The following is a 25,813-nucleotide window of genomic DNA, read 5'->3' as shown; positions in this document are numbered from 1 at the left end:
GCGGCAACAAGCATGTGTCCCTCCGGCGAATCGACGCTTCCCATTCATTCCATCGATTCGCGCAGCCTTACCCGACCACGGCTCCTTCCCCGATTTCCGGCGTCGCCCTTGAGCGGTTCCCTGTCGGTTTTCCAGATGTCCGCAGCAGCCTCGCGTGGCCGCGCGTACTCGCGCGCGGCGAACATGGCGCGCGCCTGCCGCGATGCGTCGACACGGATGGAGCATCACTCCCCGGAGAAAAAGATGTCATTCAAATCAGGCAAGCATTTCACCGACGCGGAAATCGAACTCGCGATCGCGACCCATCTGAACGCGCGCGGCGACCTGCCCTGTGCGGAGTCCTCCGCCGAAGAGGCGGCGATATCCGAACAGGAAAAGACCGCGATCTTCCGCGAGAAGAAGGTGCTGTGGCCGCGGCGCAAGAACAGCTACCGCCGCATCCTGCCCGATGAAAAGGGCGCCGCATAAGCGCGCAAGGGAGAGCAACAGAGAGCAAGAGAACGACGCCTGAGGCAGCAAGAGGCCGCCGGCGCGCGGCCAAGAGCGCTGCGCTGCAAGCGGAAGGCGCGAACCGGAGCCGGCTGCGGTGGCAGCGGCGCGCGCCTTGCCGTACGATACGCGATTGCACATCGCCGCAGCGGCGGCGATGTCCGACCATCATGAATGAGGCGTATCAATGGACAATGACAGCAGCACACGCGCAGGCTCGGATCGCAGGATCGCCCTGCTGATCGACGCCGACAATGTTTCGCACACCAAGATCGCGGCAATGCTGGCGGAGCTGTCCAAGTACGGCACGGCCAATATCCGCCGCGCCTATGGCGACTGGGGCAGCAACAGCCTGAAGGGCTGGAAGGACAAGCTGCATGAGTTCGCCGTGCGCCCGATCCAGCAGTTCAGCTATTCCAGCGGCAAGAACGCCACCGACATCGCGCTGGTGATCGACGCCATGGAGCTGCTCTACACGCAAAAGCCGGACGCTTTCTGCCTGGCTTCGAGCGATGCCGACTTCACGCCGCTGGTCATGCAGCTCAAGGCCAACGGCCACGACGTCTACGGCTTCGGCGAGCGCAAGACGCCGGCGCCGTTCGTCAATGCCTGCACTACCTTCCTCTACCTCGACAGCCTGAGCGACGCCGGCCACGCGCCGCTCGCCGCCGAGCCCGCCGCGCCCAAGACCCGGTCGCGCGCGACCCGCGCCAAGGCGGCCGAGAAGGGCGCGGACAAGAATGTGGAAAAGACCGTGGAGCGCAGCGCCGAGAAGAACGGCGGCAAGCCCGCGGGCAAGTCGCTGGCGCAGGACGCCACCCTGGTCACGCTGCTGCGCGGCGCAGTCGAGGCCGCAGCCCAGGAAGACGGATGGGCCTCGATGTCGGCCGCCGGCAGCGCCGCCAAGCGGCAGGCGCCGATCGATCCGCGCAATTACGGCGTGAAGAATTTCCCGGCGCTGTTCGCCGCCACCGGCCTGTTCGAGATCGTCAAGGCCGGCAATGGCCACAGCTACGTGGCGGACAAGCGCAACAAGGATCGCGCGGCCAAGCCCGGGCTGTAGTCCGCAGACGGGTAAATAGGGGAAAGGGGAGGGCAGGCCGCAGCGCAAAGTCGCCGCGCCCGGCCGGGTGATGCGCGGCGCGACCCGGAGGCCGCGCCGCTGTGGTGCGAAAGACGGCTCAGGCGGCCTTGGCCATGGCGCCGTCGTTTTCCTTCAGCTGTCCGCCCAGTGCTTCCACCAGCGAAGCCAGCAGCTTGGCCAGTTCGCCGGTCATCAGCAGGAAGTCGCCGTCCAGGCGCTCGTTCTCATCCTTGCCGCTGATGTCGACGTCTTCCTTCAACACGTCCAGCGGGGCGATGCGCTTCACCGACAGGTTCTCGGTCAGCACGAAGGAGACCTTGTCGGCCCACGTCAGCGCCAGGCGCGTGCACTGCTTGCCGGACTCGATGTGGCGGCGTACGTCTTCCGCCTCCAGCGTGTGGCGCACATAGCGCACGGTGGCCTTGCTCTCGGCGGTGGAGCGCAGCTCGGTGTCCTGGTCCACGGTGAAACCATAGGGGGCTTCGTCGCTGGCCAGCCAGTCGGTCATGGCCGCACCCGGCGACATGACGGTGCGCAGCGTCTCCAGCGGGAACTTGGGAATCGCCTTGAACAGCAGCTTGAGCACTTCCTCGGCCTTGGACGGGCTGCCGGCATCGACCAGCAGCCAGCCGTTGACCGGATCGATCCACACGAAGGTGCTGCGCAGCACCGAGAAGGCGCGCGGCAGCAGTTCGTCGGTGACCTGTTCCTTCAGTTCCTTGGTCTGCTTGCGGCCCGGCGGGAAGCCTTGCTGCTCTTCCAGCTCGGCGGCGCGCGCCTTGGTGACCTGGTTGACCACGGTCGAGGGCAGCAGCTTCTTTTCGGTGGACAGTTGCAGCAGCAGCTGGCGGTTCACTTCGTGCACCAGCCTGCCGTTGTTGCGGGGCGAGACCCAGCCCTGGCTCTGCATTTCGATGCTGGAGCAGGCGGTGAAGGCCTGGGGCGCGAGCTGGCTTTCGAGCTCGTCGGCGTTGACCGCCCACGGCGCGGGCAGGCGATAAATCTGGAGATTCTTAAACCACATATGGATCCGGGCAAAAGCAGCCATTTTACACCCCCGGTCCCGGCCAAAGCGATGTCGGATTGTCCACGTTGCATGATTAAAACCCGGCGCCGCTGACGACCCCGCCGGATCAGGAAAACGGAAGTTCGGCCTGGGCCGCGACGGGGGCTGTGGCCAGCTCGTCCTTGTGGGTGAGGGTGCCCACGCGTACGCCCAGCAGGCGCAGTTTCTTGTCCAGCGGCACGCGCTTGAGGCACTCGCCGGCGGCCTGCCGGATCACGGCGGCGTCGCCGGTCGGCTCCGGCAGCGTGACGTCGCGCGTGACGCCGCGAAAGTCCGCGTACTTCAGCTTGATGCCGATGGTGCGGCCGACATAGCCCTTGCGCTTGAGGTCGTCGGCCAGGCGCACGCACAGCGCAGTGAAGATTTCCGACAGCCGGGCGCGGTCGGCGCGCGCGTGCAGGTCGCGCTCGAAGGTGGTCTCGCGGCTGATCGACTTGGGTTCGGAGTAAGTCTGCACCGGTCGCTCGTCGATGCCCTGGGCCACGCGCCCCAGCCACTCCGAATAGCTGCGCCCGAAATGCGCGCGCAGCAGCTCGGGCTGCGCCTGCGCCAGGTCGGCGACGGTCTCGATGCCCAGCGCGGCAAGCTTCTCCGCCGCCTTGGGGCCGATGCCGTTGATCTTGCGCACGGCCAGCGGCCAGATGCGGCGCTCGATGTCGTCACGGGTGAGGATGGTGAGGCCGTTGGGCTTGTCCAGTTCGGACGAGATCTTGGCCAGCATCTTGTTGGGCGCCACGCCGATGGAGCAGGTCAGCGACGTCGCCGCATGCACGGCCTCCTTGATGCGGCGGGCGACGTCCTCGACGTCGTCGTGCCAGGCCGAGAGGTCGACGTAGATTTCGTCGATGCCGCGGTCTTCGATCTGCGGCGCGATGCCGGCCACCGCCTCCTTGAACATGCGCGAATACTTGCGGTAGGCCTCGAAGTCGGTCGGCAGCAGGATGGCGTCCGGCGCCAGCTGCGCCGCCTTCATGATGCCCATGGCGGAAAACACGCCCAGCGCGCGCGCCTCGTAGGTAGAGGTGGTGACCACGCCGCGCCCGGCGTAGTCGCGCATGCGGAAGTACTGGCGCGTGCCGTCGGGCAGCTCGACCGGCCTGGTCGCCGAGCCGCCGCCGATGACCACCGGCTGCCCGCGCAGCTCGGGGTAGCGCAGCAGCTCCACCGAGGCATAGAAGGCATCCATGTCGATGTGGGCGATGCGGCGGCGATCGGATTGCATGATGGGAATGCAGCGGGCGGCAGGACGCCGCCCGCGGATCAGTAGTGGGGCGGCTTCTCGTTGGCGGCGGCGCGGTCCTGGCTGGTGTCGGCCAGTTCCTTGAAACGCTTGGCCAGCGCGCCCAGCAGCATTTCCAGCTCGTCGATCTTCTTTTGCTGGCGATATACGGTCTGGTTGAGCTCGTCGACCAGGTGTTCCTGGTGCGCCAGCTTCATTTCGATGTCGATGATGCGGTCTTCGCTGCTCACTTGTGCTGCTCCTCTTGCTGCTTGCCTTGCCGGTTGCCGGCGGACAGCCAGTGTAATACACCCGCACCCGCGGCGCGCCCGGTGGCGAAGCACGCGGTCAGCAGATAGCCGCCGGTGGGCGCCTCCCAGTCCAGCATCTCGCCGGCGCAGAACACGCCGGGCAGCGCGCGCAGCATCAGCGCATCGTCCAGCGCCTCGAAGCTGACGCCGCCGGCGCTGCTGATGGCTTCGGCGATCGGGCGGGCCCGCAACAGCGTCAGCGGCAGCGCCTTGATGGCGCGCGCCAGTTTGCCGGCATCGGCGAAATCCTCCTTGCTGACGATCTCGCGCAGCAGGCCGGCCTTCACGCCTTTGAGGTGCAGCCGGCTTTGCAGGTGGCTGGACATGGAACGCGCGCCGCGCGGATGGGTCAGTTCGCTTTGCACTTTCTCCAGCGTCCAGTCGGGCAGCAGGTCGAGGTACAGGCGCGCGCTGCCGTCGGCGGCGATCGCCTCGCGCAGGCCGGCCGACAGGGCGTACACCAGGCTGCCTTCGATACCGTCGGCGGTGACGACGAACTCGCCGCGGCGGTTGTGCATGCCGCCGCTTGGCAGGGCCACGCTGGCCACCACCGGCTTGACCGGTTCGCCGGCAAAGCGCTCGCGGAAATGTTCGCTCCAGGCCAGGTCGAAGCCGCAGTTGGCCGGCCGCAGCGGCGCCACGCCGACCTGCTTGTCCTGCAGGATGCGGGTCCAGGCGCCGTCCGAACCCAGGCGCGGCCAGCTGGCGCCGCCCAGGGCCAGCACCACGGCGTCGGCCGGCGCGCTGACGTCGCCTTCAGGCGAGGACAGTTGCAGCGTGCCGTCCTGGTTCCAGCCCAGCCAGCGGTGCCGCATGTGGAAGCGCACGCCGGATTCGCGCAGCCGGTGCAGCCAGGCGCGCAGCAGCGGCGCGGCCTTCATCTCGCGCGGGAACACGCGGCCCGAGGTGCCGATGAAGGTGTCGATGCCCAGTGCGTGGATCCAGTCGCGCAGGCGCTCGGCGTCGAAGCGGCGCACGAAGGGCGCCAGCTGTTCGCGCCGGTTGCCGTAGCGCGGCAGGAAGTCCGGCTGCGGCTCGGAATGGGTGATGTTCATGCCGCCGCGCCCGGCCAGCAGGAACTTGCGGCCGGCCGAGGGCATGGCGTCGTAGACGTCGACGGCCGCGCCGTGCTGCGCCAGCACTTCAGCGGCCATCAGGCCGGCCGGGCCGGCGCCGATCACGGCCACGCGCAGGCCGGGCGTAAGGGAGGGGAGGTTCTGCATGGAGGTCATGCGCGCCATGATACGTCGGCGCGCCGGGTTGCACTATCAGCGGCGATGCGGCGCGCTGTATTTGTTTTCGAGACGGGCCACCACCAGCGCCAGGCAGATGGTCATGGCGAAGTAGATCGCGGAAATGGTGATGTACGGTTCCCAGTAGCGGGCGTAGGTGCCGGCCACGGTGCGCGCGGCATAGGCCAGCTCGGCCAGGCCGATGGCCGAGACCAGCGAGGAGTCCTTCAACAGCGTGATGGCTTCGTTGCCCAGCGGCGGCAGCATGCGGCGGAAAGCCTGCGGCAACACCACGTAGCGCATGGTCAGGCCGTAGTTCATGCCCAGGCTGGCGGCGGCATAGGACTGGCCGCGCTCGATCGACTGGATGCCGGCGCGGAAGATCTCGGAGATATAGGCGCCGGCATTGAGCGAGAGCGCCACCGTGCCCGACAGGAAGGCGCCGTAGTCCTGCTTGATCGTGCGCGCCAGCTCGCCCGAAATGATCAGGCCGTGCTCCTGGTGCACCAGCGCCGGCATCACCGCGAAGTGGACCAGCATGATCTGCACGAACAGCGGCGTGCCGCGGAAGAAGGCGACGTAGAAGCCGGCGATCCAGCGGCCGGCCTTCAGCGGCCATTTCCAGCCGCCGTGGCGCACGTCCGACAGGCGCAGCATGCCCACCATGAGGCCGATCAGGCAGCCGATCACGATGCTGATCAGCGACACCTGCAGCGTCATCAGGATGCCCTTGGCGAACAGCGGCGCATAGCCTTGGATGATGCTCCAGCGGAAATCCATGTCGGACTCGATTGGTGGGTTGGAACGAAATTGCGCTTCAGAAAAACGCGACGGCGGCCCGCAGCCGCCGTCGCCGGGTCATGCCTGGCTTACTTGCCGAAATACTGCGCGCTGATGGCCGCGAAGCTGCCGTCGGCCTTCATCTCGGCCAGGGCCTTGTTGACCTTGGCCAGCAGTTCCGGATCGTCGCGACGCACGGCGATGCCGTAGTCTTCCTTGGGGAAGGTCGGGTCGTTGACGGTGCGCAGCTTGCTGTTGGGGTTGTTGGCGATGTAGTTCTTCACCACCGGCTCGTCGGCCACGACCGCATCGACGCCGCCGCTTTCCAGTTCCTTCAGGGCCAGCGGGGTGGACTCGAAGCGCTTGATCTTGGCGCTGTTCTTGCCCAGCACCTGCTGCACCAGCTCGTCGCCGGAGGTGCCGCTCTGGGTGCCCACGGCCAGGGTCTTCAGGTCGTCCATCTTGGTGACCTTGGTGTCATTGGCGGGCACGGCGATGGCCTGGGTGGCCACGAAGTAAGGATCGGAGAAGCTGACCGACTTCTTGCGTTCGTCGGTGATGGTGATGGCCGAGATCAGCAGGTCCAGGTCGCCCTGGGCCAGGGAATTGAAGATGCTCTCGAACGGCGTCGGCACGAACTTCACTTCGATGCCGATCTTCTTGGCCAGCACCTTCATCACGTCGATGTCGAAGCCGACCACGGTCTTCTGTTCGTTTTCCGAGGAGAACGGCGCGTAGGCCGATTCCACGCCCACCAGGTACACGCGAGCGGGCGCAGCAGCTTGCGGTGCGGCAGGCGCTTCGGCGGCTTTCTCTTCCTGCTTGCCGCAGGCGGCCAGGCCCAGCATGCCGACGAAGCCGGCGGTCAGCGCCAGCGCGCGGGCGTAGCGGGAGAACATCTTGATCATCTTCAGGATTTCCTAGGTTTGAATATTGAATGAATCGCCGCCGATAGGGCCGGAACGGTCACGGCAATGTTTCTTCACTGAAACAACGGGATTTTTTTGCAGGCGAGATTGTAAACCGACCGGCCCCGCAGGCGGGCACTCGCGGACGAAATCCGTAAATAAATTCCGGCAAAACCACGTTTTCACCGCGATTGCGACCTTTTACCGGATAAAAGTGCGGGCAAAGTTGCGAAAGCGGAAATCTTTGTGCCCGGCTCCGGGCGCAGCGCGACCTGCGTCGCCGCCTCAGGCCGGATCCGGCGTCGGCTTGGGTTTGGCCAGCAAGGCCTTGAGGTTGGCCAGGCGCGCCTGCGGCGTGATCTTCTCTTCTTCCAGCGGGATCGCCGTGCCTTCGTCGAGCCGCATTTCCTTCACGAAGCGCGAGATCTGGCATTCGATCACTTCCTTGGCGCGCTTGCGGCGCTTGCACCACGACAGGTGCAGCGAGCGCTGCGCGCGGGTAATGCCGACGTACATCAGGCGGCGCTCCTCTTCCACGCGTGCGGCGGCGGCTTCCGGCGGCGTGTCCGGGTCGCCCTTGTGCGGCAGGATGCCTTCTTCCACGCCCACCAGGAACACATGCGGAAACTCCAGGCCCTTGGAGGCATGCAAGGTCGACATGCGCACCGCGTCCTGTTCTTCGTCGCGGCCTTCGAGCATGCTCATCAGCGCCACCATCTGGGTGATCTCGAGCAGGTTCTTTTCTTCACCGTCGCGCTCGCGACCGCCGCAGGCGCGTTCCTTCAGCCAGTTGGTGAAGTCCACCACGTTCTGCCAGCGCGCCTGCGCGGCGCGCTCCTCGAAGCTGTCGTAGAGGTAGAACTCGTAGTTGATGGCTTCCATCATGTCGTCCAGCACCTTCCCCGCGTTCTCGCCGCTGCCCGACGGGCCAGGGCGGGTGGCGCGCGACTCCAGCGCGTTGATGAAGTCGCAGAACTTGCGCAGCGGCAGCAGCTGGCGGTCGGTCAGCTTGTCTTCCAGGCCGCCCTTGTAGACCGCCTCGAACAGCGAGCACTGCCACTGCCCGGCCAGGGTGCCCAGCACTTCCAGCGTGGCCTGGCCGACGCCGCGGCGCGGCGTGGTGACGGCGCGGATGAAGGCGGGGTCGTCGTCCTGGTTCGCGATCAGGCGCAGGTAGGCGATGATGTCCTTGATCTCGGCGCGGTCGAAGTAGCTCTGCCCGCCCGACATCACGTAGGGGATGCGTTCGCGGCGCAGCGCCTTCTCGAGGATGCGCGCCTGGTGGTTGCCGCGGTACAGGATGGCGTAGTCGGCGAACTTGGCGCGCCGCTCGAAGCGGTGGGCGGAGAGCGAGATGGCGATCTGGTCGGCCTCGGACTCCTCGTCGTCCATCGCCATCACCGAGATCGGGTCGCCCAGGCCGTGCTCGGACCACAAGGTCTTGTCGAACAGCTTGGGGTTGTTGGAGATGACCGCGTTGGCCGCCTGCAGGATGCGCGTGCTGGAGCGGTAGTTCTGCTCCAGCTTGATCAGGTGCAGGTTGGGGAAGTCCACGCCCAGGAGCTTCAGGTTCTCGATGGTGGCGCCGCGCCAGGCGTAGATGGCCTGGTCGTCGTCGCCCACGGCGGTGAACATGGGTTTCTTGCCCACGCCGGTCACCAGCAGCTTCACCAGTTCGTACTGGCAGGTGTTGGTGTCCTGGTATTCGTCGATCAGCAGGTAGCGCAGCTTGCGCTGCCAGCGGTCGCGCACTTCCTCGTTGCTCTGGAAGAGCTCCACCGGCAACCGGATCAGGTCGTCGAAGTCCACCGCCTGGTAGGCCTTGAGCGTGGCGACGTAGCTGCGGAAGATGCGCGCCGCCTGCGCCTCGTCCTCGGTCTGGGCGCTCTTCAAGGCGACCTCGGGATCGACCAGGCCGTTCTTCCACAGCGAGATGGAGTTCTGGATGCCGCGGATGATGGCCTTGTCGGTGGTGACCGCCAGTTCTTGCACCAGGGAAAAACAATCGTCGCTGTCCATGATTGAAAAGCGGTCCTTCAACCCCAGATGCTTGGACTCCTGGCGCAGTATCTTCACCCCCAGCGAGTGGAAGGTCGACACTGTGAGGTGCTTGGCCTGCTTCGGATCCTTCAGCAGCTTGGCGATGCGCTCCTGCATTTCCAGCGCCGCCTTGTTGGTGAAGGTCAGCGCCGCGATGTTCCTCGATTCGTAGCCGCAGTTCTCGATCAGGTGGGCGATCTTCTGCGTGATCACGCGGGTCTTGCCCGAGCCGGCGCCGGCCAGCACAAGGCACGGGCCGGCCATGTAATGGACGGCTTCGCTTTGCGGCTTGTTCAGACCGAAGGAGGGGGCGGACATGCGTATCGGGGAGGGAGGAAAAAACGGACCATTGTATCAGTCCCGATGATCGCGCCCGATGTGGGACAATGGCCGCAGACAAGCCAAGCAGACCAGCAAGAGCACAACCATGAAATTCAACCATCTCATCCAGATCAACGATCCGCTGAACCCGCTGATCGACCCCCTGACCCGCGAGCAGTTGTGGCGCGGCCTGGTCACGCGCGCCGAGGCGCCCAAGCTGTTCATGCCGCATCTGGATGACGCCCGCCTGTCCGACAAGAGCCTGGACAGCGTGCGCCGCGAGCTGCGCTACGGCGAACTGGTGATCTACGACCGCGTCACCTACCTGCCCCAGATCCAGGTGCTCTACGAGGTGCCGGCCCAGGGCGAGATCCCGGCCTCACGCATGAGCATGACCATCGAGGAGCCGCAGGAGGGGATACTCTTCGTGCGCTTCGAGTACGACGACGGCCAGCCCGACACCGTCGGCGGCGAAGAAGCCTTCTACAACGAATTCCGCCGTTCGGCCTATCAGGAGGCCGACATCGACACCGTGCGCATCATCCGCGAGCTGACGGTGCGGGGCGAATTGCACTGAGTCGGTTGGCTCCATGAAAAAAGCGCGGCCCATGACAGGCCGCGCTTTTTTTATTGCCGCCGGGGCGCGGCATCAGCGCTTGTCAGCCCAGCAGCCGGCCCAGCGCGCCGTTGACCAGCGCCCCGCCCACTACCAGCCAGCCGAACAGGATGGCGCCCAGCAGCAGCGGCTTGATGCCGGCATTGCGGATTGCCGAGAGATGGGTGGTCAGGCCCAGCGCTGCCATCGCCATGGCCAGCATGAAGGTGTCGGCCTGCAGCACGATCTTGTTGAGCGCGTCCGGCAGCGGCATGAAGGAGTTCAGCACCACCACGCCGATGAAGGCGAAGGCGAACCAGGGCACCGACAGCTTGCCGCGTTCGCCGGCGACCGACGGGCCGGCCTTCATCGACAGCATCAGCAGGAAGGGCGCCAGCATCATCACCCGGACCATCTTGGTGATCACCGCGACGTCGGCCGTGTGCTGGTCGATCGAGCGTGCCGCGGCCAGCACCTGGGCCACTTCGTGCACGGTCGAGCCGATGTAGATGCCGAAGTCGGGCAGGCGCACGCCCCAGGCCGGTTCGGTTTGCAGCGTATAGAGCAGGGGGTAGAGGAAGATCGCCAGCGAGCCGAAGATCACCACCGTCGAGATGGCCACGGTGACCTGTTCGGCGCGGGCGCGCAGCACCGGTTCGGTCGCCATCACCGCCGCCGCGCCGCAGATCGAGCTGCCGGCGCCGATCAGCAGCGCGGCGTCGCGTTCCAGCTTGAGCAACTTCACCCCCACCAGCCATGCCAGGCCGAAGGTCGACAGCAGCATCGCCGCGTCGATCACCACGCCGGTCACGCCGACGTGGGCGATGTCCTGGAAGGTCAGGCGAAAGCCGTACAGGATGATGCCGGCGCGCAGCAGCATCTGCTTGGAAAACTTCACGCCTTCGCCGCAGCTCGGCGCCAGCCGGGGATACAGGGTATTGCCCAGCAGGATGCCCAGCACGATGGCCACGGTCAGGGCCGAGAAGCCGTGGCTTTGCAGCCAGGGGATGTCGCCCAGGCTCATCGCCGCCCAGGCGACGGCGCCCGAGAGGGCCAGGCCGGCCAGCGCCGGATGCAGGGTCTGAGGATGGCTTGCGGTACGCATTTCACTCTCCACGCGGTGTTCTTTGTCTTGATGGAGTGCACTGTAAGTGCTGCGGATATAAAAGAAAAACGCGTTATTTTGCTAATATCAACCAATTAAACCGGTTGATTGATGCGGCGTCCCGGGCGATGGGAACCCGGGCGCGGGCGGGGATGCGATGAAAATTACCTTGAGGCAATTGCAGATTTTCCTGGCGGTGGCGCAGTCCGGCACCACCACGGCCGCGGCCGAGCTGGTGGCGCTGTCGCAGTCGGCCGCCAGCGCCTCGTTGAACGAGCTGGAACACCTGCTCGGCGTGCAGCTGTTCGACCGGGTCGGCAAGCGGCTGGTGTTGAACGACAGCGGCCGCCTGCTGCTGCCGCAGGCGCGCCACATGCTGGACGCGGCGCAGACCATCGAGCGCCAGTTCGTCGATCCCGCCTCCGGCAGCGAGCTGCATATCGGCGCCTCCACCACCATCGGCAGCTACATGCTGCCGGCGATGATCTCGTCCTACCGCAAGCGCCACGCCGGCGCCCGCGTGCGCGCGCTGGTCGCCAATACCGCCGACATCGTCGACGCGGTGGTCAATTTTGAAGTCGACGCGGCGCTGATCGAAGGCCCGTGCCACGCCAGCGATGTCGAGGTCGAGCCGTGGATGACCGACGAACTGATCGTGGTGGCCGCACCGGGCCATCCGATTGTCGAAGGCGGGCGCAAGATCACGCTGAAGATGCTGCGCGAAGCCGACTGGCTGCTGCGCGAGGCCGGCTCCGGCACGCGCGAGGCGGTCGAGCATGCGCTGATTCCCTACCTGCACCACCTGCCTTCCTCGTTCGAGTTCGGCAATTCTGAGGCGATCAAGCGCGCCACTGCCGAAGGGCTGGGCATCAGCTGCCTGTCGCGCGCGGTGGTGGAAGACCTGATCGAATCGGGCAAGCTGGTGGAGCTGGCCACGCCGCTGCCGGTCCTGCGCCGGCACTTCTACATGGTGGTCAGCAGCCACCGCGCGCCGTCGCCGAGCCTGGCGGCGCTGCTGGAGTTCTGCCGCGAGTGGGCGCGCCGGCAGCCGCCGGCGTGAGGTGAAAAGCGCTTGGGCGTGTGACTTACCTGATCGGCTCGAACACGCCGGCGCTGCGGTTCTTGGCCACCTTGTTCCAGGCGAAGATCTGGCCGTTCATGGCGACATACACGCCCGGCGGCAGCACCTGCGCCACGCCGCAGGCGAAACCGAAGTTGAAAAGAGCGTCGGAGTTGGCGATCTCGTAGGGGATCATGGCGCCGGTCAGCACCACGGTCTTGTCCTGTAGCGCCTGGCCCAATACCTGGGCGGTCAGCTGCATGGTATCGGTGCCGTGCACGATGACGATGGCCTGCTGGGTGGAGTTCTGGCAGCAGGCCAGGATGCGCTGGCGGTCGGCGTCCTGCATCTCCAGCGAATCCAGCAGCTTGAGTTCTTCGAGAATCACTTCGGCGGTGATGCGCGCGCGTGAAATCACTTGAGGCAGGTGGCTGGCGCCGAAGTCGAGCTGGCCCGCGATCTCGTCGTAGTGCTTGTCGAAGGTGCCGCCGGTGGCGATGATGCGCAGGCTCATGGTTGTCCTATCAAGAAGTGAAAAAAGCGCCGTCCGCTATCTTACACGGACGACGCCTGCTTTCACGCCCCGGCGGGCCATGCCGGGCGCACCTGCGTCGCTCACGCCGCCATCAGTTCGCGCTCCTGCGCCTGCGCCGCGGCCACCAGTTCGGGCGCCGGCGGCGGCAGCGGAATGGTGCCGTCGACCACGTAGGCGAACAGGCGCTCCACCTCGATGGCCTGGATCAGCAGCTTGCCGCCGTTGGCCTTGATCACCTGCGTCACCAGCATCGACTCGCCCTGCATCGCAAAGGGCGTGTGGATGATCTGCGCGGGGCTGAACTGCGGCACCGCATGCAGCTCGTCGACCAGCAGCCCGATGGTGTGCGCGCCGTGGCGCACGATCATCACCTGGCTGCTGCTGGTGGCCGCCGAGCGGGTGCCGCGGATCAGGTGGCCGAGGTCGAACACCCAGATGAACTCCTTGTGCTGGTCGTCGCGGTTCAGGCCGAGCACGCCGACCTGCTCGGCGCGGCTGCCCATCGAGGTCGGCAGCACGGACGAATACGGCACCGCCTCCATCACGCTGGCCGCCGAGATGGCGAACAGGTTCTGGTCGGAGAAGAAGGTGGCGTATTCCAGGTCCTCCGAGGACGCCGCCTCGCTTTCCAGCAGGAACTCGCCGCCAGTGTTTTGCAGGCTGCCTTCGTTGACCGCGCCGAAGCACTGGAACACCACCGCGATCACGTCTTCCTTGTAGCCGTCGCTGACCTTGAATTCGCGATAGCCGTTGGAGGCGCTGGCGGCGACGATGGCGTACTGGCCGTCGTGCACGATGACGCCCGAGCGCGCTTCGCCGTTGGCCACCTGCAGCAGCGCCGGGTCGATCTCCAGCGTCGCGCCCACCGGGCGGCTGTCGTCGGTGCCGGAGAGGATGCGGCCGGCGCGGTCGACGTAGAACGCGCTCATCTTGTCCTTGCCGGCCAGGCCCGCGCGCAGCATGTTGCGCAGCTCCGGTTCGGAGTCGAACACGATGCCGATGCCGCCGACCACCTCGCCGTCATTGTCCAGGGCGCGGATGGCGGCATGGTAGATGTAGGTGTCGCGATCGCCGTACAGCGGGCTCGGCGCGAAGCTGCTGACGTGGTAGTGCTGCTGGCTGCGCAGCGACATGACCTGCTCCAGCGTCGCCGCGTCGATGCTGCTGCCGAGCACGCCGTCCAGGCCGTCGCCGGTGCTGGCGACGATGCGGCCATGGCGGTCGTAGATGAACAGGCGCGTGTAGACCGTGTAGAGGCCGTTGATGTAGGCCAGGATCTCGCCCAGCTTGGCGGCCTCGGCGTCGCCGATCTCGGCCTGCGCCAGCGTGGCGCGCAGCTCGGGCGTCAGCGCCCACCAGCGGCAGTCGTCGGAGCGCTCGTACAGGTTGCGGTCCAGCAGGTCGACCAGCAGGCCGGTGCTGAACTCGGCGTCGCGCATGCTGGACGCCAGCACCGTCTGGTAGAGATCGTGAATGGATTGGGCGAACAGCTCGTTGCTGCGGTTGCCGGTCTCGCTGATCTGGTCGAGGATGGTTTTGAGCTTGAGCATCTCGCCGCGCTGGCCGGCGGTCATCACCTGGCCGTTCCAGACGATGCGCTGGATGGTCTTGGCGGCGGTCATGATCTCGTAGAGCGGCGGGCAGAAAGAATGCGCGTGCGACAGCAGGCCTTCGGCCAGCTCGGGCGACAGGCGCGACAGCACGTCGCTGACGATGCCGGAGAAGGCGACCTCGACCGGGATCATCACCTGGCCCTGCCAACCCACCGGCCCCGGATAACCCTGGTAGCCCTCGGAGGCGAAGGTGCGCACCAGGTATTCGCGCCCGCAGAACATCATCAGCTGCGGCTGGCCGCCGGTGTTGACCGGCACCACGGTGCCGGGCGGGATCCACAGGTCGTCGGCGCTGGAGATGACGCGGTTGTCGCCATCCAGCAGCAGCATGTTGGCGCGCGCCTCGGGATCGCGATGGGCGGCGAAGATGCCGGCCATCTCTTCTTCGAAGTGGAAGCACAGGCACAGCACGCCGATCACCGCACCAGTTTGGGGATGATGCATGCGGCGAGAGTAGATCAGTGCACGGTCCTTGCCCGGGCGCAGGTCGGTGGCGCGGAAGGTCTCGACATAGGTCTCGGACTCCAGCGTCTGCCGGATCAGCGCATCGGCGCTGTGTTCCAGCGGCGTGGACGGATCGATCTGCACCAGCACGTTGCCTTCGGTATCGAGCAGGATGATCTCGTCGTAGACGGTGTACTTGTTGCGGTATTCGCGCAGGCGATAGCGCGCCGCATCGGCCGAGTCGGTGACGCCGGCGACGAAATTGCACAGCTCGCGGTCGGTGGCCAGAAAGCCGACGTCGGCGGTGCGCTCGAACAGGTTGCGCACCACGATGTCGATCACGTATTGCGCCTTGGTGCCGATCTCGGCCAGCACGTTGCGCACTTTTTCTTCCACCAGGCTGCTCACCAGTTCGCGTTCCAGCCGGGAGAAGCCGGAGCGGGTGGCGGCCATGGTGGGCAGGATGGTCTTGGCTTCGGCGGGGCAGTTCATCTTGGCCGAGGCTTCGATGACGCGCCACATGAGGTTCAGTTCCTGGAGCGACTGTTCGCATTTGGCGACGTCGCGCATGTACGGCAAAAAGGTTTCGGTCTGTATGGTCGTGGCGTGTGGCATGTTGTTGTTACCCTCTGGTAGTGCCGCAAGACCAACGAACTGCGATGTTGGATCTTCCGACATCTGTTGTTTGTTTTTTTGTGTTTTGCAAAAGAGGGAATTGCAAATTGCGTGCCAATCGCCGGTCATGCCTGCGACGTAGCGAGCGCCGCGCGCCTCCCCCTTTCGGCAAATTTTTTATAGTGTTTTTGCCGCGCCGCGGATTGTAGCCAAGGGCGCCGGTTATCGCGTGATGAAAAGCTTGAAATTCGGCGTTCGCACCACAGTTCTTTACATGAGATTTTTTGAATGATGCGACGTGGAAACAGGTAAGGCCGGTCAGACCAGATGCGGCTTTTCACGCGGACAGGAATGATGGCGGATTGTGGCAATCCGCCATCCGATTGGCGGGATTTTTTCCGGCGTTGGCACGCCCGGAATCTCTTTTTGCGATGAGTCTTATAATGAACCGGATATGAAACCACTGGCACCCGGCACCGTCATCTTCCACCGCCATCGCGGCTATGGCGTGATCGTGCTCGTCAATCTGATGACGGGATGGATTTCTGCGCGCTTCGGCAGCGAAGTGCGCACGCTGGACCTGAACCTGTCGTCCGACGAAGTGCAGCACGCCGACGGCACGCCCATCAAGTTCCGCCGCGCGCCGCCGGACCGCATGCCGCACGCGCGGCTGATGGCGATGGTGCGCGAGCTGCACCGCGCGGGCTACCAGCGGCTCTACCTTTACACCTGGCCCAAGCCTTCCGGCCTGCACTGGCGCTGGCACCTGTTCGCCGGCGCGCGGCAATGGATAGAGCGGCCCTGGCGCGAGGGCTGGTATGGCTCGGGGGCCGACTACAACTTCAATCCGGTGATGGGCTGGGGCGATACGCCGGGCGCGTCGCCCCAGGAGCTGGCGCGGCTGCTGGCGCAGTTCGATCCGCAGGGCCTGGCGCAGGCCCTGGGCGAGGATGAGGAGCACGCCAACTGGTTCGAGCTGGTGTGCGCCACGTTGTTGCCCGACTATGCCTACAGCCTGGGCTGGCACTACAACGGCAAGATGCCGGAGCATCTGCCGGTGATCCCGATCCGGCGCAACGTGCCCGAATACTCAGGTCCGCCGCTGCCGTGGCCGCCGGGCTGGCGGCATCTGTGGAAGGCGTCCGGCAAGTCGCCGCTCTTGCAGTACAACCCGCCGGTGCGCACCGTTCACCGCTTTACTTCAGAACCTCTGGATTGAGCACGTTCTTGGGCGCGCCGGCGGCGTAGTCGAGGATGTTCTGGAAGGCGGCGCGGAAATACAGCTCGTAGCCGTCCTTTTCCACATAGCCCAGGTGCGGCGCGGCCACCACGTTATCCATCTTCAGCAGCGGCGAGTCGACCGGCAGCGGTTCGCGCTCGTACACGTCGAGCGCGGCCAGGCCGGGTTTGCCCTGTTGCAGCGCGGATTCCAGCGCGCCTTCCTCGACCAGTTCGGCGCGGCTGGTATTGACGAAGCAGGCGGTCGGCTTCATCAGGGCCAGGTCGGACGCCTTGACGATGGCGCGGGTGGCGTCGTTCAGGCGCAGGTGCAGCGTCAGCACGTCGGCGCGGCTGAAGAAATCTTCCTTGTCCGATGCGGCCTCATAGCCGTCCTTGGTCGCCTGCTCGCGGCTGGCGTCGCGTCCCCACACCACCACTTTCATGCCGAAGGCGCGACCGTAGCCGGCCACCATCCTGCCGATCTTGCCGTAGCCCCAGACGCCCAGCGTGCGGCCCTTCAGCGCGCTGCCGATGACGTTGTGGTGCGGCGTGGCCGAGACCTGTTGCCAGGCGCCGGCGCGCAGCGCTTCACAATACTGCGGCACGCGGCGCATGGCCGCCATGATCAGCGCCCAGGTCAGCTCGGCCGGCGCGGTCGGGTCGCCCACGCCCTCGACGATGGCGATGCCGCGTTCGCTGGCGGCGGCCACGTCGATGTGGCCGCTGACCTTGCCGGTCTGGGAGATCAGCTTGAGCAGCGGCAGTTTTTCCAGCAGTGCCTTGTTCAGCGAGCTGCGCTCGCGGATCAGCACCAGCGCGTCGAACGGCGCCAGGCGCGCGGCCAGCTGGCCCACGCCGCGCACGGTGTTGCTGAACACCTTGACGTCGTGGCCGTCGAGCATGCGGAAGCAGTCGAGGTGGCGCACCGCGTCCTGGTAATCGTCGAGGATGGCAATTTTCATGATGGTCTCCGTGGCTTGGCCTTGGTTGAGCTGCGCCTTGCGAAGGTGGATGAAGGCGCCCGGACGTCATCATAAAGCGATTGCCGCCTTTCGGCTCGGCCCGGCGGCTCAGCCGGCCACGTCGACCACCAGCTTGCCGCGCGCCTGGCCGGCGGCGACGATGGCCTGCGCCTCGTTGGCCTGGTGCAAGGCGAAGCGGCGCTCATCCATCAGCACGCGCAGGGCGCCGGCGTCGGCCAGGCGCGTTGCTTCTTGCATGATCTGGCCATGGTGGGCGCGCTCGCGTCCCGACAGCAGCGGCAGCAGCGTGAATACGCCCGAGTAGGTGGCGGCGCGGAACGACAGCGGCGCCAGCTTGTGCGCGCCCCAGCCCAAGCAGCTGACCACGTGGCCGTGATAACGGCGGGCGGCGGCGAAGGAGGCGTCCAGCGTGGCGCCGCCGACGGTGTCGTAGACGATGTCGAAGCCTTCGCCGCCGGTGTGGCGGGCCACATAGTCGTCCACGCTCTCGCTGCGGTAGTCGATGGCGACGGCGCCCAGGCTTTCGATGATCCCTTTTTGCCCGGCGCTGCCGGTGGCGTACACCTCGGCGCCGAAGGCGCGGGCGATCTGGATGGCGATATGGCCGACGCCGCCGGCGCCGCCATGCACCAGCACCTTCTGGCCGGCGTGCACGCGGGCGCGGTCGACCAGGCCTTCCCAGGCGGTAATGAAGATCAGTGGCAGCGCGGCAGCCTGGCGCATGTCCAGCCCGCGCGGCTTGATGGCCAGCAGGTCGGCGTCGACCGCGGCGAACTGGGCCAGCGAGCCCTGCACGCCGCCCACGCCGCCGGTCATGCCGTAGACCTCGTCGCCGGGCTGGAAACGGGTCTCGCCGGGCGCCACGGCCTCTACCGTGCCGGCCAGGTCGATGCCGAGGATGGCCGGAAGCCTGGCCTGGGCGTGGGCGGCGTTGCCGGCCTGGATCTTGGTGTCGAGCGGATTGACGCCGCTGGCGGCAATGCGCACCAGCGCCTGGCCGGGGCGCAGCGCCGGGATCTCGACGTCGGCCAGGGCGAGCGGGGCGCCGAAGCGTTCGAGCACGGCGGCTTGCATGGTGTTGTTGGTATGGACGGTCATGGCGTTCTCCTTGCGGTTGGATGGGGTTTCGCCGCCGGCAGCCTTGCCGTGCGGTCGATGCAGGGCAGTGTAGGCAGCCGGGCGCGGCCGAAAAACGGGGCGCCGGAGAAATCAGAATTGCGCGGAACCGGATAATCCCGGCGCCGACTTGGCCTAGAATCGAACCACAACAACAGGGAGGTCGCGATGGACAGGCTGGACATGCTCAGGGTGTTTTGTGCGGTGGTCGAAGCCGGCGCCTTCAGCCGCGCGGCGGAGAAACTCTCGATGTCGACCTCATCGGTCACCAACCACGTCGCCGCGCTGGAGGCGCATTTCAAGGTGCGCCTGATCAACCGCACCACCCGCAGCATGTCGCTCACCGAAGAGGGGCGCCATTGCCACGCCCAGGCCCTGCGCCTGCTGGCCGACATGGGCGAGCTCGAAGCCGGCCTGCGCGACGCCGGCGCCACCCCGGCCGGCGTGCTGCGGGTCGACCTGCCCAGCGTGATCAGCCGCCAGTACGTGGCGCCGGCCTTGCCGCGCTTCATGCAGCGTTATCCCGAACTCGAACTGCGCATCACCGTGGGCGACCGCATGATCGATATGGTGGAAGAGGGCGTGGACGTGCTGGTGCGCATCGGGGAGCTGCCGGACTCCGGGCTGGTGGCGCGCAAGCTGATGTCGACCCGCTATGTCTGCTGCGCCGCGCCCGCTTTCCTGCAGCAAAACGGCTGGCCGGCGTCGCCCGAGTCGCTGGACCAGTTTGCCTGCCTGGGTTTCCTGAACCCGCGCACGCGCATGGTCAGGCCCTGGAAATTCACCCGCGACGGCGAGCTTGGCTCGCATATTCCGCGGGGGCTGGTGCAGATGGATCATGTCGAGTCCGTGATCGCCGCCGCCAAGGCCGGCTGCGGCATCATCCAGCAGATGTCGGTGTCGCTGGTGCCGGCCCTGCGAAATGGCGAGCTGGTTCCCGTCCTGGAAGATTGGCAGGCGAGCGGCCCGGATATCTACGCGCTCTACCAATCCGGGCGTCGCGAGACGGCCAAGGTGAAAGTTTTTGTTGATTTTTTGAAAGAGATATTCACAACGTGAATGGCAATGTGCCCGCAATCCCGCGCAAATCCAGTATTTATGCGGATTCTACGGAAATTCGTGTTATGCGCCTGAGTAATGAAAAAACAGATTTTTTTTAATTTGTAATTACTTACTACATAACTCGGGTATTTCTCGCTACAAATTTCAGTAAATTCTTTTTTTACGGGGTACAATCCCTGCCACCTTTTTGCACTTTTCACTGTCGAAGAGTGAGCCAAGCCCCGCGCCAACCCACGGTTGCGGGCCCAGCGACCGGTATCCCGAGGATGGCGGTCGCCGTCGACAAGACCGCCGTATCGCTGGCTGGCGTGATTTCCGCCCCGCCGGTTTCAAGCAACGACGATCCTGCCGTGCCAAGACGAATTCATTAACTTTGTGGCATTGGAGGTAGTACTTATGAACCAACCCCTCATGGCCGGTGTTCCCGCAGTGAACGCTCCCGCTTACGTCAAACACCAGAAACTGATCAACTGGGTCGCCGAGATCGCCGCGCTGACCAAGCCGGCTCGCATTTACTGGTGCGACGGTTCCCAGGAGGAATACGACCGCCTGTGCGGCGAAATGGTCGCCGCCGGCACCATGAAGAAGCTGAACCAGGAAAAGCGCCCGAACAGCTACCTGGCCTGCTCCGACCCGTCCGACGTGGCGCGTGTCGAAGACCGCACCTTCATCTGCACCCCCAACAAGGAAGACGCCGGCCCGACCAACAACTGGACCGACCCGGCCGAAATGCGCCAGACCCTGAACGGCCTGTTCGACGGCTCCATGGCCGGCCGCACGCTGTACGTGGTGCCGTTCTCGATGGGCCCGCTGGGTTCGCCGATCGCCCACATCGGCGTCGAGCTGTCCGACTCGCCGTACGTGGCCGTCAACATGCGCATCATGACCCGCATGGGCCGCGCCGTGTATGACGTGCTGGGCGCCGACGGCGAGTTCGTGCCCTGCGTGCATACCGTGGGCGCGCCGCTGGCCGCCGGCCAGAAAGACGTGGCATGGCCGTGCAACGCCACCAAGTACATCGTGCATTACCCCGAAACCCGCGAAATCTGGTCCTATGGTTCCGGCTACGGCGGCAACGCGCTGCTGGGCAAGAAGTGCTTCGCGCTGCGCATCGCCTCCACCATGGGCCGCGCCCAGGGCTGGCTGGCCGAGCACATGCTGATCCTCGGCGTGGAGTCTCCTGAAGGCAAGAAGCACTACGTCGCGGCGGCCTTCCCGTCGGCCTGCGGCAAGACCAACTTCGCCATGCTGATCCCGCCCAAGGCCTTCGGCGGCTGGAAGGTCACCACCATCGGCGACGACATCGCCTGGATCAAGCCGGGCGCCGACGGCCGCCTGTACGCGATCAACCCGGAAGCCGGCTACTTCGGCGTGGCGCCGGGCACCAACGAGAAGAGCAACTACAACTGCATGGCCTCGGTCTCGGCCAACACCATCTTCACCAACGTCGCGCTGACCGACGACGGCGACGTCTGGTGGGAAGGCATGACCAAGGAAGCCCCGGCCCACCTGATCGACTGGCAGGGCAAGGACTGGACGCCGGAAATCGGCAAGGAAACCGGCCGCAAGGCCGCGCACCCGAACGCGCGCTTCACCGTCGCCGCCACCCAGAACCCGGTGATCGACCCGGCCTGGGACGATCCGGCCGGCGTGCCGATCTCGGCCTTCATCTTCGGCGGCCGTCGCTCGACCACCGTGCCGCTGGTGACCGAAGCCCGCAACTGGGTCGAAGGCGTCTACATGGCCGCGACCATGGGTTCGGAAACCACCGCCGCGGCCGTCGGCCAGCAGGGCGTGGTGCGCCGCGACCCGTTCGCGATGCTGCCGTTCGCCGGCTACAACATGAGCGAGTACTTCCAGCACTGGCTGGACATCGGCAAGAAGATCGCCGCCTCGCCGGCCGAGCTGCCCAAGATCTACTGCGTGAACTGGTTCCGCACCGACGAGAACGGCAAGTTCGTCTGGCCGGGCTTCGGCGACAACATGCGCGTGCTGAAGTGGATGCTGGACCGCATCGAAGACCCGCAAGGCGTGAAGACCGGCGGCGTCGAGCACCTGTTCGGCGTCACCCCGCGCTTCGCCGACCTGCAGTGGGAAGGCATCGACTTCACCGCCGAGCAGTTCGCCACCATCACTTCCATCGACAAGGCCGCATGGAAGCAGGAGCTGGAACTGCACGCCGAGCTGTTCGACAAGCTGGCCCACAAGCTGCCGGCCGAGCTGGTTGGCGTGAAGGGCAAGCTGGAGAAGCAGCTGGCTGCCTGATGCCATGGAAGCCGCATCGGGCGCCGCCCGATGCGCACTCGGATCGTGATGAGTGAGACGCCTGCCGTGGCGACACGGCAGGCGTTTTTCATTTCCGGCCTTTGTCTTTTATCGGCCGTTCGGACTGAGCCGCCCGCACGACGGGCATATCGGAGACGTAACGGACGCCACGCCTTCGATAGGCCTGTAGCGGGAAATCAATCCGGCGAAATCCTCGCCAGCGCCTCGCGCATCTTCGCCGGGATCTCTACCGGCCGGCGCGATTCCCTGTCCACATACACGTGGACGAAATGCCCCTGCGCCGCCGCGCTGTCCTCGCCGTCCTTGAAGATGCCCAGCTCGTAGCGCACGCTGCTGCGCCCGACATGCGCCACCCGCACGCCGACCTCGACCTGCTCGGGAAACGCGATCGAGGCGAAATAGTTGCAGCGGGTCTCGATCACCAGCCCGATCACCGGGCTGCGCTCGATGTCGAGCACGCCGCCGGCCACCAGGTAGTGGTTCACCGCCGTGTCGAACCAGCTGTAGTAGACGACGTTGTTGACGTGGCCGTAGACGTCGTTGTCCATCCAGCGGGTCTGGATGGGATGGAAGTGGCGGTAGCCGGCGCGTGGGCCGGGCACGGGTTTGCTGTTGTCGCTCATGGATGGGCTGTCTGTCTCCGTGACCCTCTTGCGCAGTGCGCAAAAGAGCCTGCCTTGCAGTAACATGGCGGCGGGATGCAATCCCGCCTCGTGGCCGCCGCGCTGTCCGGCTCGGCAGCGGCGAGGTTTCAATGTTAAGCGATCGCAGTCGGAAATTGGCCGTCCCGGCGGCTTGCAGAAGCAAGCATCGTCGCCATGTGATTCTTGCGGGCAGTGCTGCCTGCAGGCAATACGCACTATTGACGGTCCGATAGCATCGTTCTCGACATCGATAGTTAAATCCAATTAAAAATATTGATTAAATAAAATTGATCTATTTGATTCGGCGTTTTACTATTCTCACCACTGCTTCACTCAACCCCCTAAAAAGGAAATAGAAATGTCCCTGATCAACACCACTATCAAACCGTTCAAGGCAACTGCTTACCACGCTGGCAAGTTCGTCGACATCTCCGAAGCGACCCTGAAGGGCAAATGGTCCGTGTTCGTGTTCTACCCGGCTGACTTCACCTTCGTCTGCCCGACCGAACTGGAAGATCTGGCAAACAACTACGCTGAATTCTCGAAGCTGGGCGTTGAAATCTACGGCATCTCGACCGACACCCACTTCGCCCACAAGGCATGGCACGACACCTCGGAAGCCATCAAGAAGGTGCAATACCCGCTGGTCGGCGACCCGACCGCTACCCTGGCACGCAACTTCGAAGTGCTGATCGAAGAAGAAGGCCTGGCACTGCGCGGCACCTTCGTGATCAACCCGGAAGGCCAGATCAAGGTTCTGGAAATCCACGACAACGGCATCGGCCGTGACGCTTCCGAACTGCTGCGCAAGGTCAAGGCTGCCCAGTACGTCGCTTCGCACCCGGGTGAAGTCTGCCCCGCCAAGTGGGAAGAAGGCGCTGCGACCCTGAAGCCCTCCCTGGACCTGGTCGGCAAGATCTAATTACTGATTGGGCTACTGCGCGGACCGATCTCTGCGCTGCGATGCTCACCGTACTTGCGTACGGTTGCGCTTCTCCCGCAGACCTCGGACCGCTCGCTACGCCCACTCAGCAATTAAATGCACTGATTAAAGAAGTACACGTCCGGGCCTGCCAGCAGGCAAGCGTGTGAAGCCCACAAGGCCGATGCGTGGTCCGGACGACAAGAATCTCCCAACGAGGAAAGTGAAATCATCATGCTTGATGCCAATCTCAAGACCCAATTGAAGGCCTACCTGGAAAAGGTCACCCAGCCGATCGAGATAGTCGCGTCGCTGGATGATGGCGCCAAAGCCCGTGAAATGCAGGAGCTCCTGCAAGAGATCGTGCTGCTGTCGGACCGCATTACGCTGGTCGAGCATCGCGATGCAGCGAACGGCCGCGCGCCTTCGTTCAAACTGAACCGCCCCGGGACCGATATCAGCGTCGAATTCGCCGCGATCCCGATGGGCCATGAATTTACCTCGCTGGTGCTGGCCCTGCTGCAGGTCGGCGGCCACCCGATCAAGCTCGACGACAAGGTGATCGAGCAGATCAAGAACCTGGACGGCGATTACAGCTTTGAGACCTATGTCTCGCTGACCTGCCAGAACTGCCCGGAAGTCGTGCAGGCGTTGAACGTGATGTCCATCATCAACCCGCGCATCCGCTCGGTGACCATCGACGGCGCACTGTTCCAGAATGAAGTCGAGCAGCGCCAGATCATGGCCGTGCCGACCGTCTACATGAACGGCGAAGTGTTCGGCCAGGGCCGTACCGGCGTGGAAGAAATCCTCGCCAGGCTGGACACCGGCGCCGCCGCCCGCAAGGGTGAAGAACTGAGCGCCAAGGAGCCGTACGACGTGCTGATCGTCGGCGGCGGTCCCGCCGGCGCGGCTGCCGCAATCTACGCAGCACGCAAGGGCATCCGTACCGGTGTCGTGGCCGAGCGTTTCGGCGGCCAGGTGCTGGATACGCTGGCCATCGAAAACTTCGTCTCCGTCAAGGAAACCGAAGGCCCGCAATTCGCCACCGCGCTGGAACAGCACGTGAAGGCCTACGACGTCGACATCATGAACGTGCAGCGCGCCGAGCAACTGATTGCCGGCGACAAGCTGATCGAAGTCAAGCTGGCCAACGGCGGCGTGCTCAAGGGCAAGACCGTGATCCTGTCGACGGGTGCGCGCTGGCGCGAAGTCAACGTGCCGGGCGAGCGCGAATACCGCAACCACGGCGTGGCCTACTGCCCGCACTGCGACGGCCCGCTGTTCAAGGGCAAGCGCGTGTCGGTCATCGGCGGCGGCAACTCCGGCGTGGAAGCGGCGATCGACCTGGCCGGCCTCGTGCAGCATGTGACGCTGCTGGAATTCGCGGCCGAACTGAAGGCTGACGCGGTGCTGGTGAAGAAGCTGAAGAGCCTGCCGAACGTGACCATCGTCACCTCGGCGCAGACTACCGAAATCACCGGTGACGGCAAGAAGGTCAACGGCATCAGCTACAAGGAACGCGAGACCGGCGAGGTCAGGCACGTCGAGCTGGAAGGCGTGTTCGTGCAGATCGGCCTGGTGCCGAACACCGAGTGGCTGAAGGGAACCGTTGCGCTGTCGAAGCACGGCGAGATCGAGATCGATGCCAAGGGCCAGACTTCGATTCCGGGCGTGTTTGCTGCGGGTGACGTGACGACGGTGCCTTACAAGCAGATCGTGATTGCGGTGGGGGCTGGTGCTACTGCAGCGTTGTCGGCGTTTGATCATCTGATCCGGTCTTCGGTGGATGACGAGGCGCCGGTTGCCAAGGAGGCTGTGGCTGCTTAAGCGGTTGCAGTGTTCGGTAGTTCGGTAGTGCATTGAAACGCCATCGGGGGACCGGTGGCGTTTTTGTTTTTCTGTGCTTGATTGGGTTGAATTGCGTTGAGTAGGGCAGGGTTGAGCTGGGCTGGGTAGTCTGGTCTTGCTGCGTGCCGGTGTACTGGCTTTGTGCTTATCTTTCTCCGGTCGGAACGGAGCGCCGGGAGCGGCCCGGCAGCCGCTCACTTTCTTTGCTCCGCCAAAGAAAGTAAGCAAAGAAAGGCGGCCCCTAAGTGCCAGCCCCTTCGGGGTTCCCGCCGGAGCGCGGTAAAAAATGGGCAGGGCAGAGTCGCTTCGCT

The 25,813-nt window shown here is 65.1% G+C and carries 22 protein-coding genes; 9 read left to right on the top strand and 13 right to left on the bottom strand.

Annotation, left to right across the window (positions count from 1 at the left end; all coding sequences use genetic code 11):
* Positions 1 to 108 precede the first annotated feature (108 nt).
* Positions 109 to 468, top strand: coding sequence for a hypothetical protein (locus tag CEJ42_RS24635; RefSeq protein WP_129587746.1), 360 nt, complete (start codon positions 109 to 111; stop codon positions 466 to 468).
* Positions 469 to 676: 208 nt separating this feature from the next.
* The gene (locus CEJ42_RS15505; protein ID WP_079217927.1) at positions 677 to 1,552 is read left to right on the top strand and encodes an NYN domain-containing protein; all 876 of its coding nucleotides are present in this window, start codon (positions 677 to 679) and stop codon (positions 1,550 to 1,552) included.
* Positions 1,553 to 1,670: 118 nt separating this feature from the next.
* Here the strand turns inward: CEJ42_RS15505 and CEJ42_RS15500 are convergent, their stop codons facing one another.
* From CEJ42_RS15500 to CEJ42_RS15470, 7 genes are all read right to left on the bottom strand, one after another.
* Positions 1,671 to 2,597, bottom strand: coding sequence for a recombination-associated protein RdgC (locus CEJ42_RS15500; protein ID WP_079217928.1), 927 nt, complete (start codon positions 2,595 to 2,597; stop codon positions 1,671 to 1,673).
* Positions 2,598 to 2,706: 109 nt separating this feature from the next.
* On the bottom strand, positions 2,707 to 3,861 hold the full coding sequence (gene dinB / locus CEJ42_RS15495) for a DNA polymerase IV (RefSeq protein ID WP_088751703.1): 1,155 nt from the start codon (positions 3,859 to 3,861) through the stop codon (positions 2,707 to 2,709).
* A 38-nt stretch (positions 3,862 to 3,899) separates the two neighbouring features.
* Positions 3,900 to 4,109: a SlyX family protein gene (locus CEJ42_RS15490; protein WP_079217930.1), complete on the bottom strand. Its 210-nt coding sequence runs from the start codon at positions 4,107 to 4,109 to the stop codon at positions 3,900 to 3,902.
* Complete coding sequence (locus CEJ42_RS15485) at positions 4,106 to 5,392, bottom strand: TIGR03862 family flavoprotein (protein WP_088751867.1); 1,287 nt, start codon at positions 5,390 to 5,392, stop codon at positions 4,106 to 4,108. Before CEJ42_RS15485 ends, CEJ42_RS15490 begins: the two co-directional genes overlap by 4 nt.
* Positions 5,393 to 5,437: 45 nt before the next feature.
* A complete protein-coding gene (locus CEJ42_RS15480) occupies positions 5,438 to 6,181 on the bottom strand; it encodes an amino acid ABC transporter permease (RefSeq protein WP_079217931.1) in 744 nt (247 codons plus the stop codon).
* A gap of 89 nt (positions 6,182 to 6,270) precedes the next feature.
* Positions 6,271 to 7,089: a basic amino acid ABC transporter substrate-binding protein gene (locus CEJ42_RS15475; protein WP_088751702.1), complete on the bottom strand. Its 819-nt coding sequence runs from the start codon at positions 7,087 to 7,089 to the stop codon at positions 6,271 to 6,273.
* Positions 7,090 to 7,374: 285 nt separating this feature from the next.
* Positions 7,375 to 9,447, bottom strand: coding sequence for a UvrD-helicase domain-containing protein (locus tag CEJ42_RS15470; protein ID WP_088751701.1), 2,073 nt, complete (start codon positions 9,445 to 9,447; stop codon positions 7,375 to 7,377).
* 109 nt (positions 9,448 to 9,556) lie between these two features.
* Here CEJ42_RS15470 and CEJ42_RS15465 point away from each other — a divergent pair, with 109 nt between their 5' ends.
* Positions 9,557 to 10,027 (top strand): SRPBCC family protein, encoded by a 471-nt coding sequence (locus CEJ42_RS15465; RefSeq protein ID WP_079217934.1) that lies wholly within the window; start codon positions 9,557 to 9,559, stop codon positions 10,025 to 10,027.
* Between the two features lie 82 nt (positions 10,028 to 10,109).
* On the opposite strand, the gene CEJ42_RS15460 is transcribed toward CEJ42_RS15465, so the two are convergent.
* On the bottom strand, positions 10,110 to 11,150 hold the full coding sequence (locus CEJ42_RS15460) for a YeiH family protein (protein WP_088751700.1): 1,041 nt from the start codon (positions 11,148 to 11,150) through the stop codon (positions 10,110 to 10,112).
* A gap of 157 nt (positions 11,151 to 11,307) precedes the next feature.
* Between CEJ42_RS15460 and CEJ42_RS15455 the strand changes: the two genes are divergently transcribed.
* Positions 11,308 to 12,210 (top strand): LysR family transcriptional regulator, encoded by a 903-nt coding sequence (locus CEJ42_RS15455; RefSeq protein ID WP_079217936.1) that lies wholly within the window; start codon positions 11,308 to 11,310, stop codon positions 12,208 to 12,210.
* A 25-nt stretch (positions 12,211 to 12,235) separates the two neighbouring features.
* Here CEJ42_RS15455 and CEJ42_RS15450 read toward each other — a convergent pair whose 3' ends face one another.
* Both CEJ42_RS15450 and CEJ42_RS15445 read right to left on the bottom strand, forming a co-directional pair.
* The gene (locus tag CEJ42_RS15450; RefSeq protein ID WP_079217937.1) at positions 12,236 to 12,724 is read right to left on the bottom strand and encodes an asparaginase domain-containing protein; all 489 of its coding nucleotides are present in this window, start codon (positions 12,722 to 12,724) and stop codon (positions 12,236 to 12,238) included.
* Positions 12,725 to 12,825: 101 nt separating this feature from the next.
* Positions 12,826 to 15,417: a chemotaxis protein CheW gene (locus tag CEJ42_RS15445; protein WP_088751699.1), complete on the bottom strand. Its 2,592-nt coding sequence runs from the start codon at positions 15,415 to 15,417 to the stop codon at positions 12,826 to 12,828.
* Positions 15,418 to 15,871: 454 nt separating this feature from the next.
* On the opposite strand from CEJ42_RS15445, the gene CEJ42_RS15440 reads away from it, so the two are divergent.
* Complete coding sequence (locus CEJ42_RS15440; RefSeq protein WP_088751698.1) at positions 15,872 to 16,636, top strand: L-asparaginase; 765 nt, start codon at positions 15,872 to 15,874, stop codon at positions 16,634 to 16,636.
* On the opposite strand, the gene CEJ42_RS15435 is transcribed toward CEJ42_RS15440, so the two are convergent.
* Entirely contained in the window at positions 16,614 to 17,600 is a 987-nt protein-coding gene (locus CEJ42_RS15435) for a D-2-hydroxyacid dehydrogenase family protein (RefSeq protein ID WP_088751697.1), read from the bottom strand. The two genes, CEJ42_RS15440 and CEJ42_RS15435, sit on opposite strands and share 23 nt — an antisense overlap.
* 108 nt (positions 17,601 to 17,708) lie before the next feature.
* Positions 17,709 to 18,719, bottom strand: a complete 1,011-nt coding sequence (locus CEJ42_RS15430; RefSeq protein ID WP_207760440.1) for a zinc-dependent alcohol dehydrogenase family protein — start codon at positions 18,717 to 18,719, stop codon at positions 17,709 to 17,711.
* A gap of 186 nt (positions 18,720 to 18,905) precedes the next feature.
* Here CEJ42_RS15430 and CEJ42_RS15425 point away from each other — a divergent pair, with 186 nt between their 5' ends.
* Positions 18,906 to 19,796: a LysR family transcriptional regulator gene (locus tag CEJ42_RS15425; protein WP_088751696.1), complete on the top strand. Its 891-nt coding sequence runs from the start codon at positions 18,906 to 18,908 to the stop codon at positions 19,794 to 19,796.
* A 399-nt stretch (positions 19,797 to 20,195) separates the two neighbouring features.
* Positions 20,196 to 22,064, top strand: a complete 1,869-nt coding sequence (locus tag CEJ42_RS15420) for a phosphoenolpyruvate carboxykinase (GTP) (RefSeq protein ID WP_088751695.1) — start codon at positions 20,196 to 20,198, stop codon at positions 22,062 to 22,064.
* A gap of 197 nt (positions 22,065 to 22,261) precedes the next feature.
* On the opposite strand, the gene CEJ42_RS15415 is transcribed toward CEJ42_RS15420, so the two are convergent.
* Positions 22,262 to 22,708: an acyl-CoA thioesterase gene (locus tag CEJ42_RS15415; protein WP_088751694.1), complete on the bottom strand. Its 447-nt coding sequence runs from the start codon at positions 22,706 to 22,708 to the stop codon at positions 22,262 to 22,264.
* Positions 22,709 to 23,087: 379 nt separating this feature from the next.
* Here CEJ42_RS15415 and ahpC point away from each other — a divergent pair, with 379 nt between their 5' ends.
* Together ahpC and ahpF are read left to right on the top strand one after the other, a co-directional pair.
* Positions 23,088 to 23,651: an alkyl hydroperoxide reductase subunit C gene (gene ahpC, locus CEJ42_RS15410; protein WP_079217944.1), complete on the top strand. Its 564-nt coding sequence runs from the start codon at positions 23,088 to 23,090 to the stop codon at positions 23,649 to 23,651.
* A gap of 234 nt (positions 23,652 to 23,885) precedes the next feature.
* A complete protein-coding gene (ahpF, locus tag CEJ42_RS15405) occupies positions 23,886 to 25,481 on the top strand; it encodes an alkyl hydroperoxide reductase subunit F (protein WP_088751693.1) in 1,596 nt (531 codons plus the stop codon).
* Positions 25,482 to 25,813 lie beyond the last annotated feature (332 nt).

It is taken from the genome of Herbaspirillum robiniae (assembly GCF_002213415.1).
Taxonomy (GTDB): Bacteria; Pseudomonadota; Gammaproteobacteria; order Burkholderiales; family Burkholderiaceae_D; genus Herbaspirillum; species Herbaspirillum robiniae.
The sequence above is the reverse complement of the archived record's forward strand: the minus strand, read 5'-3'. Positions and strand labels throughout refer to the sequence as shown.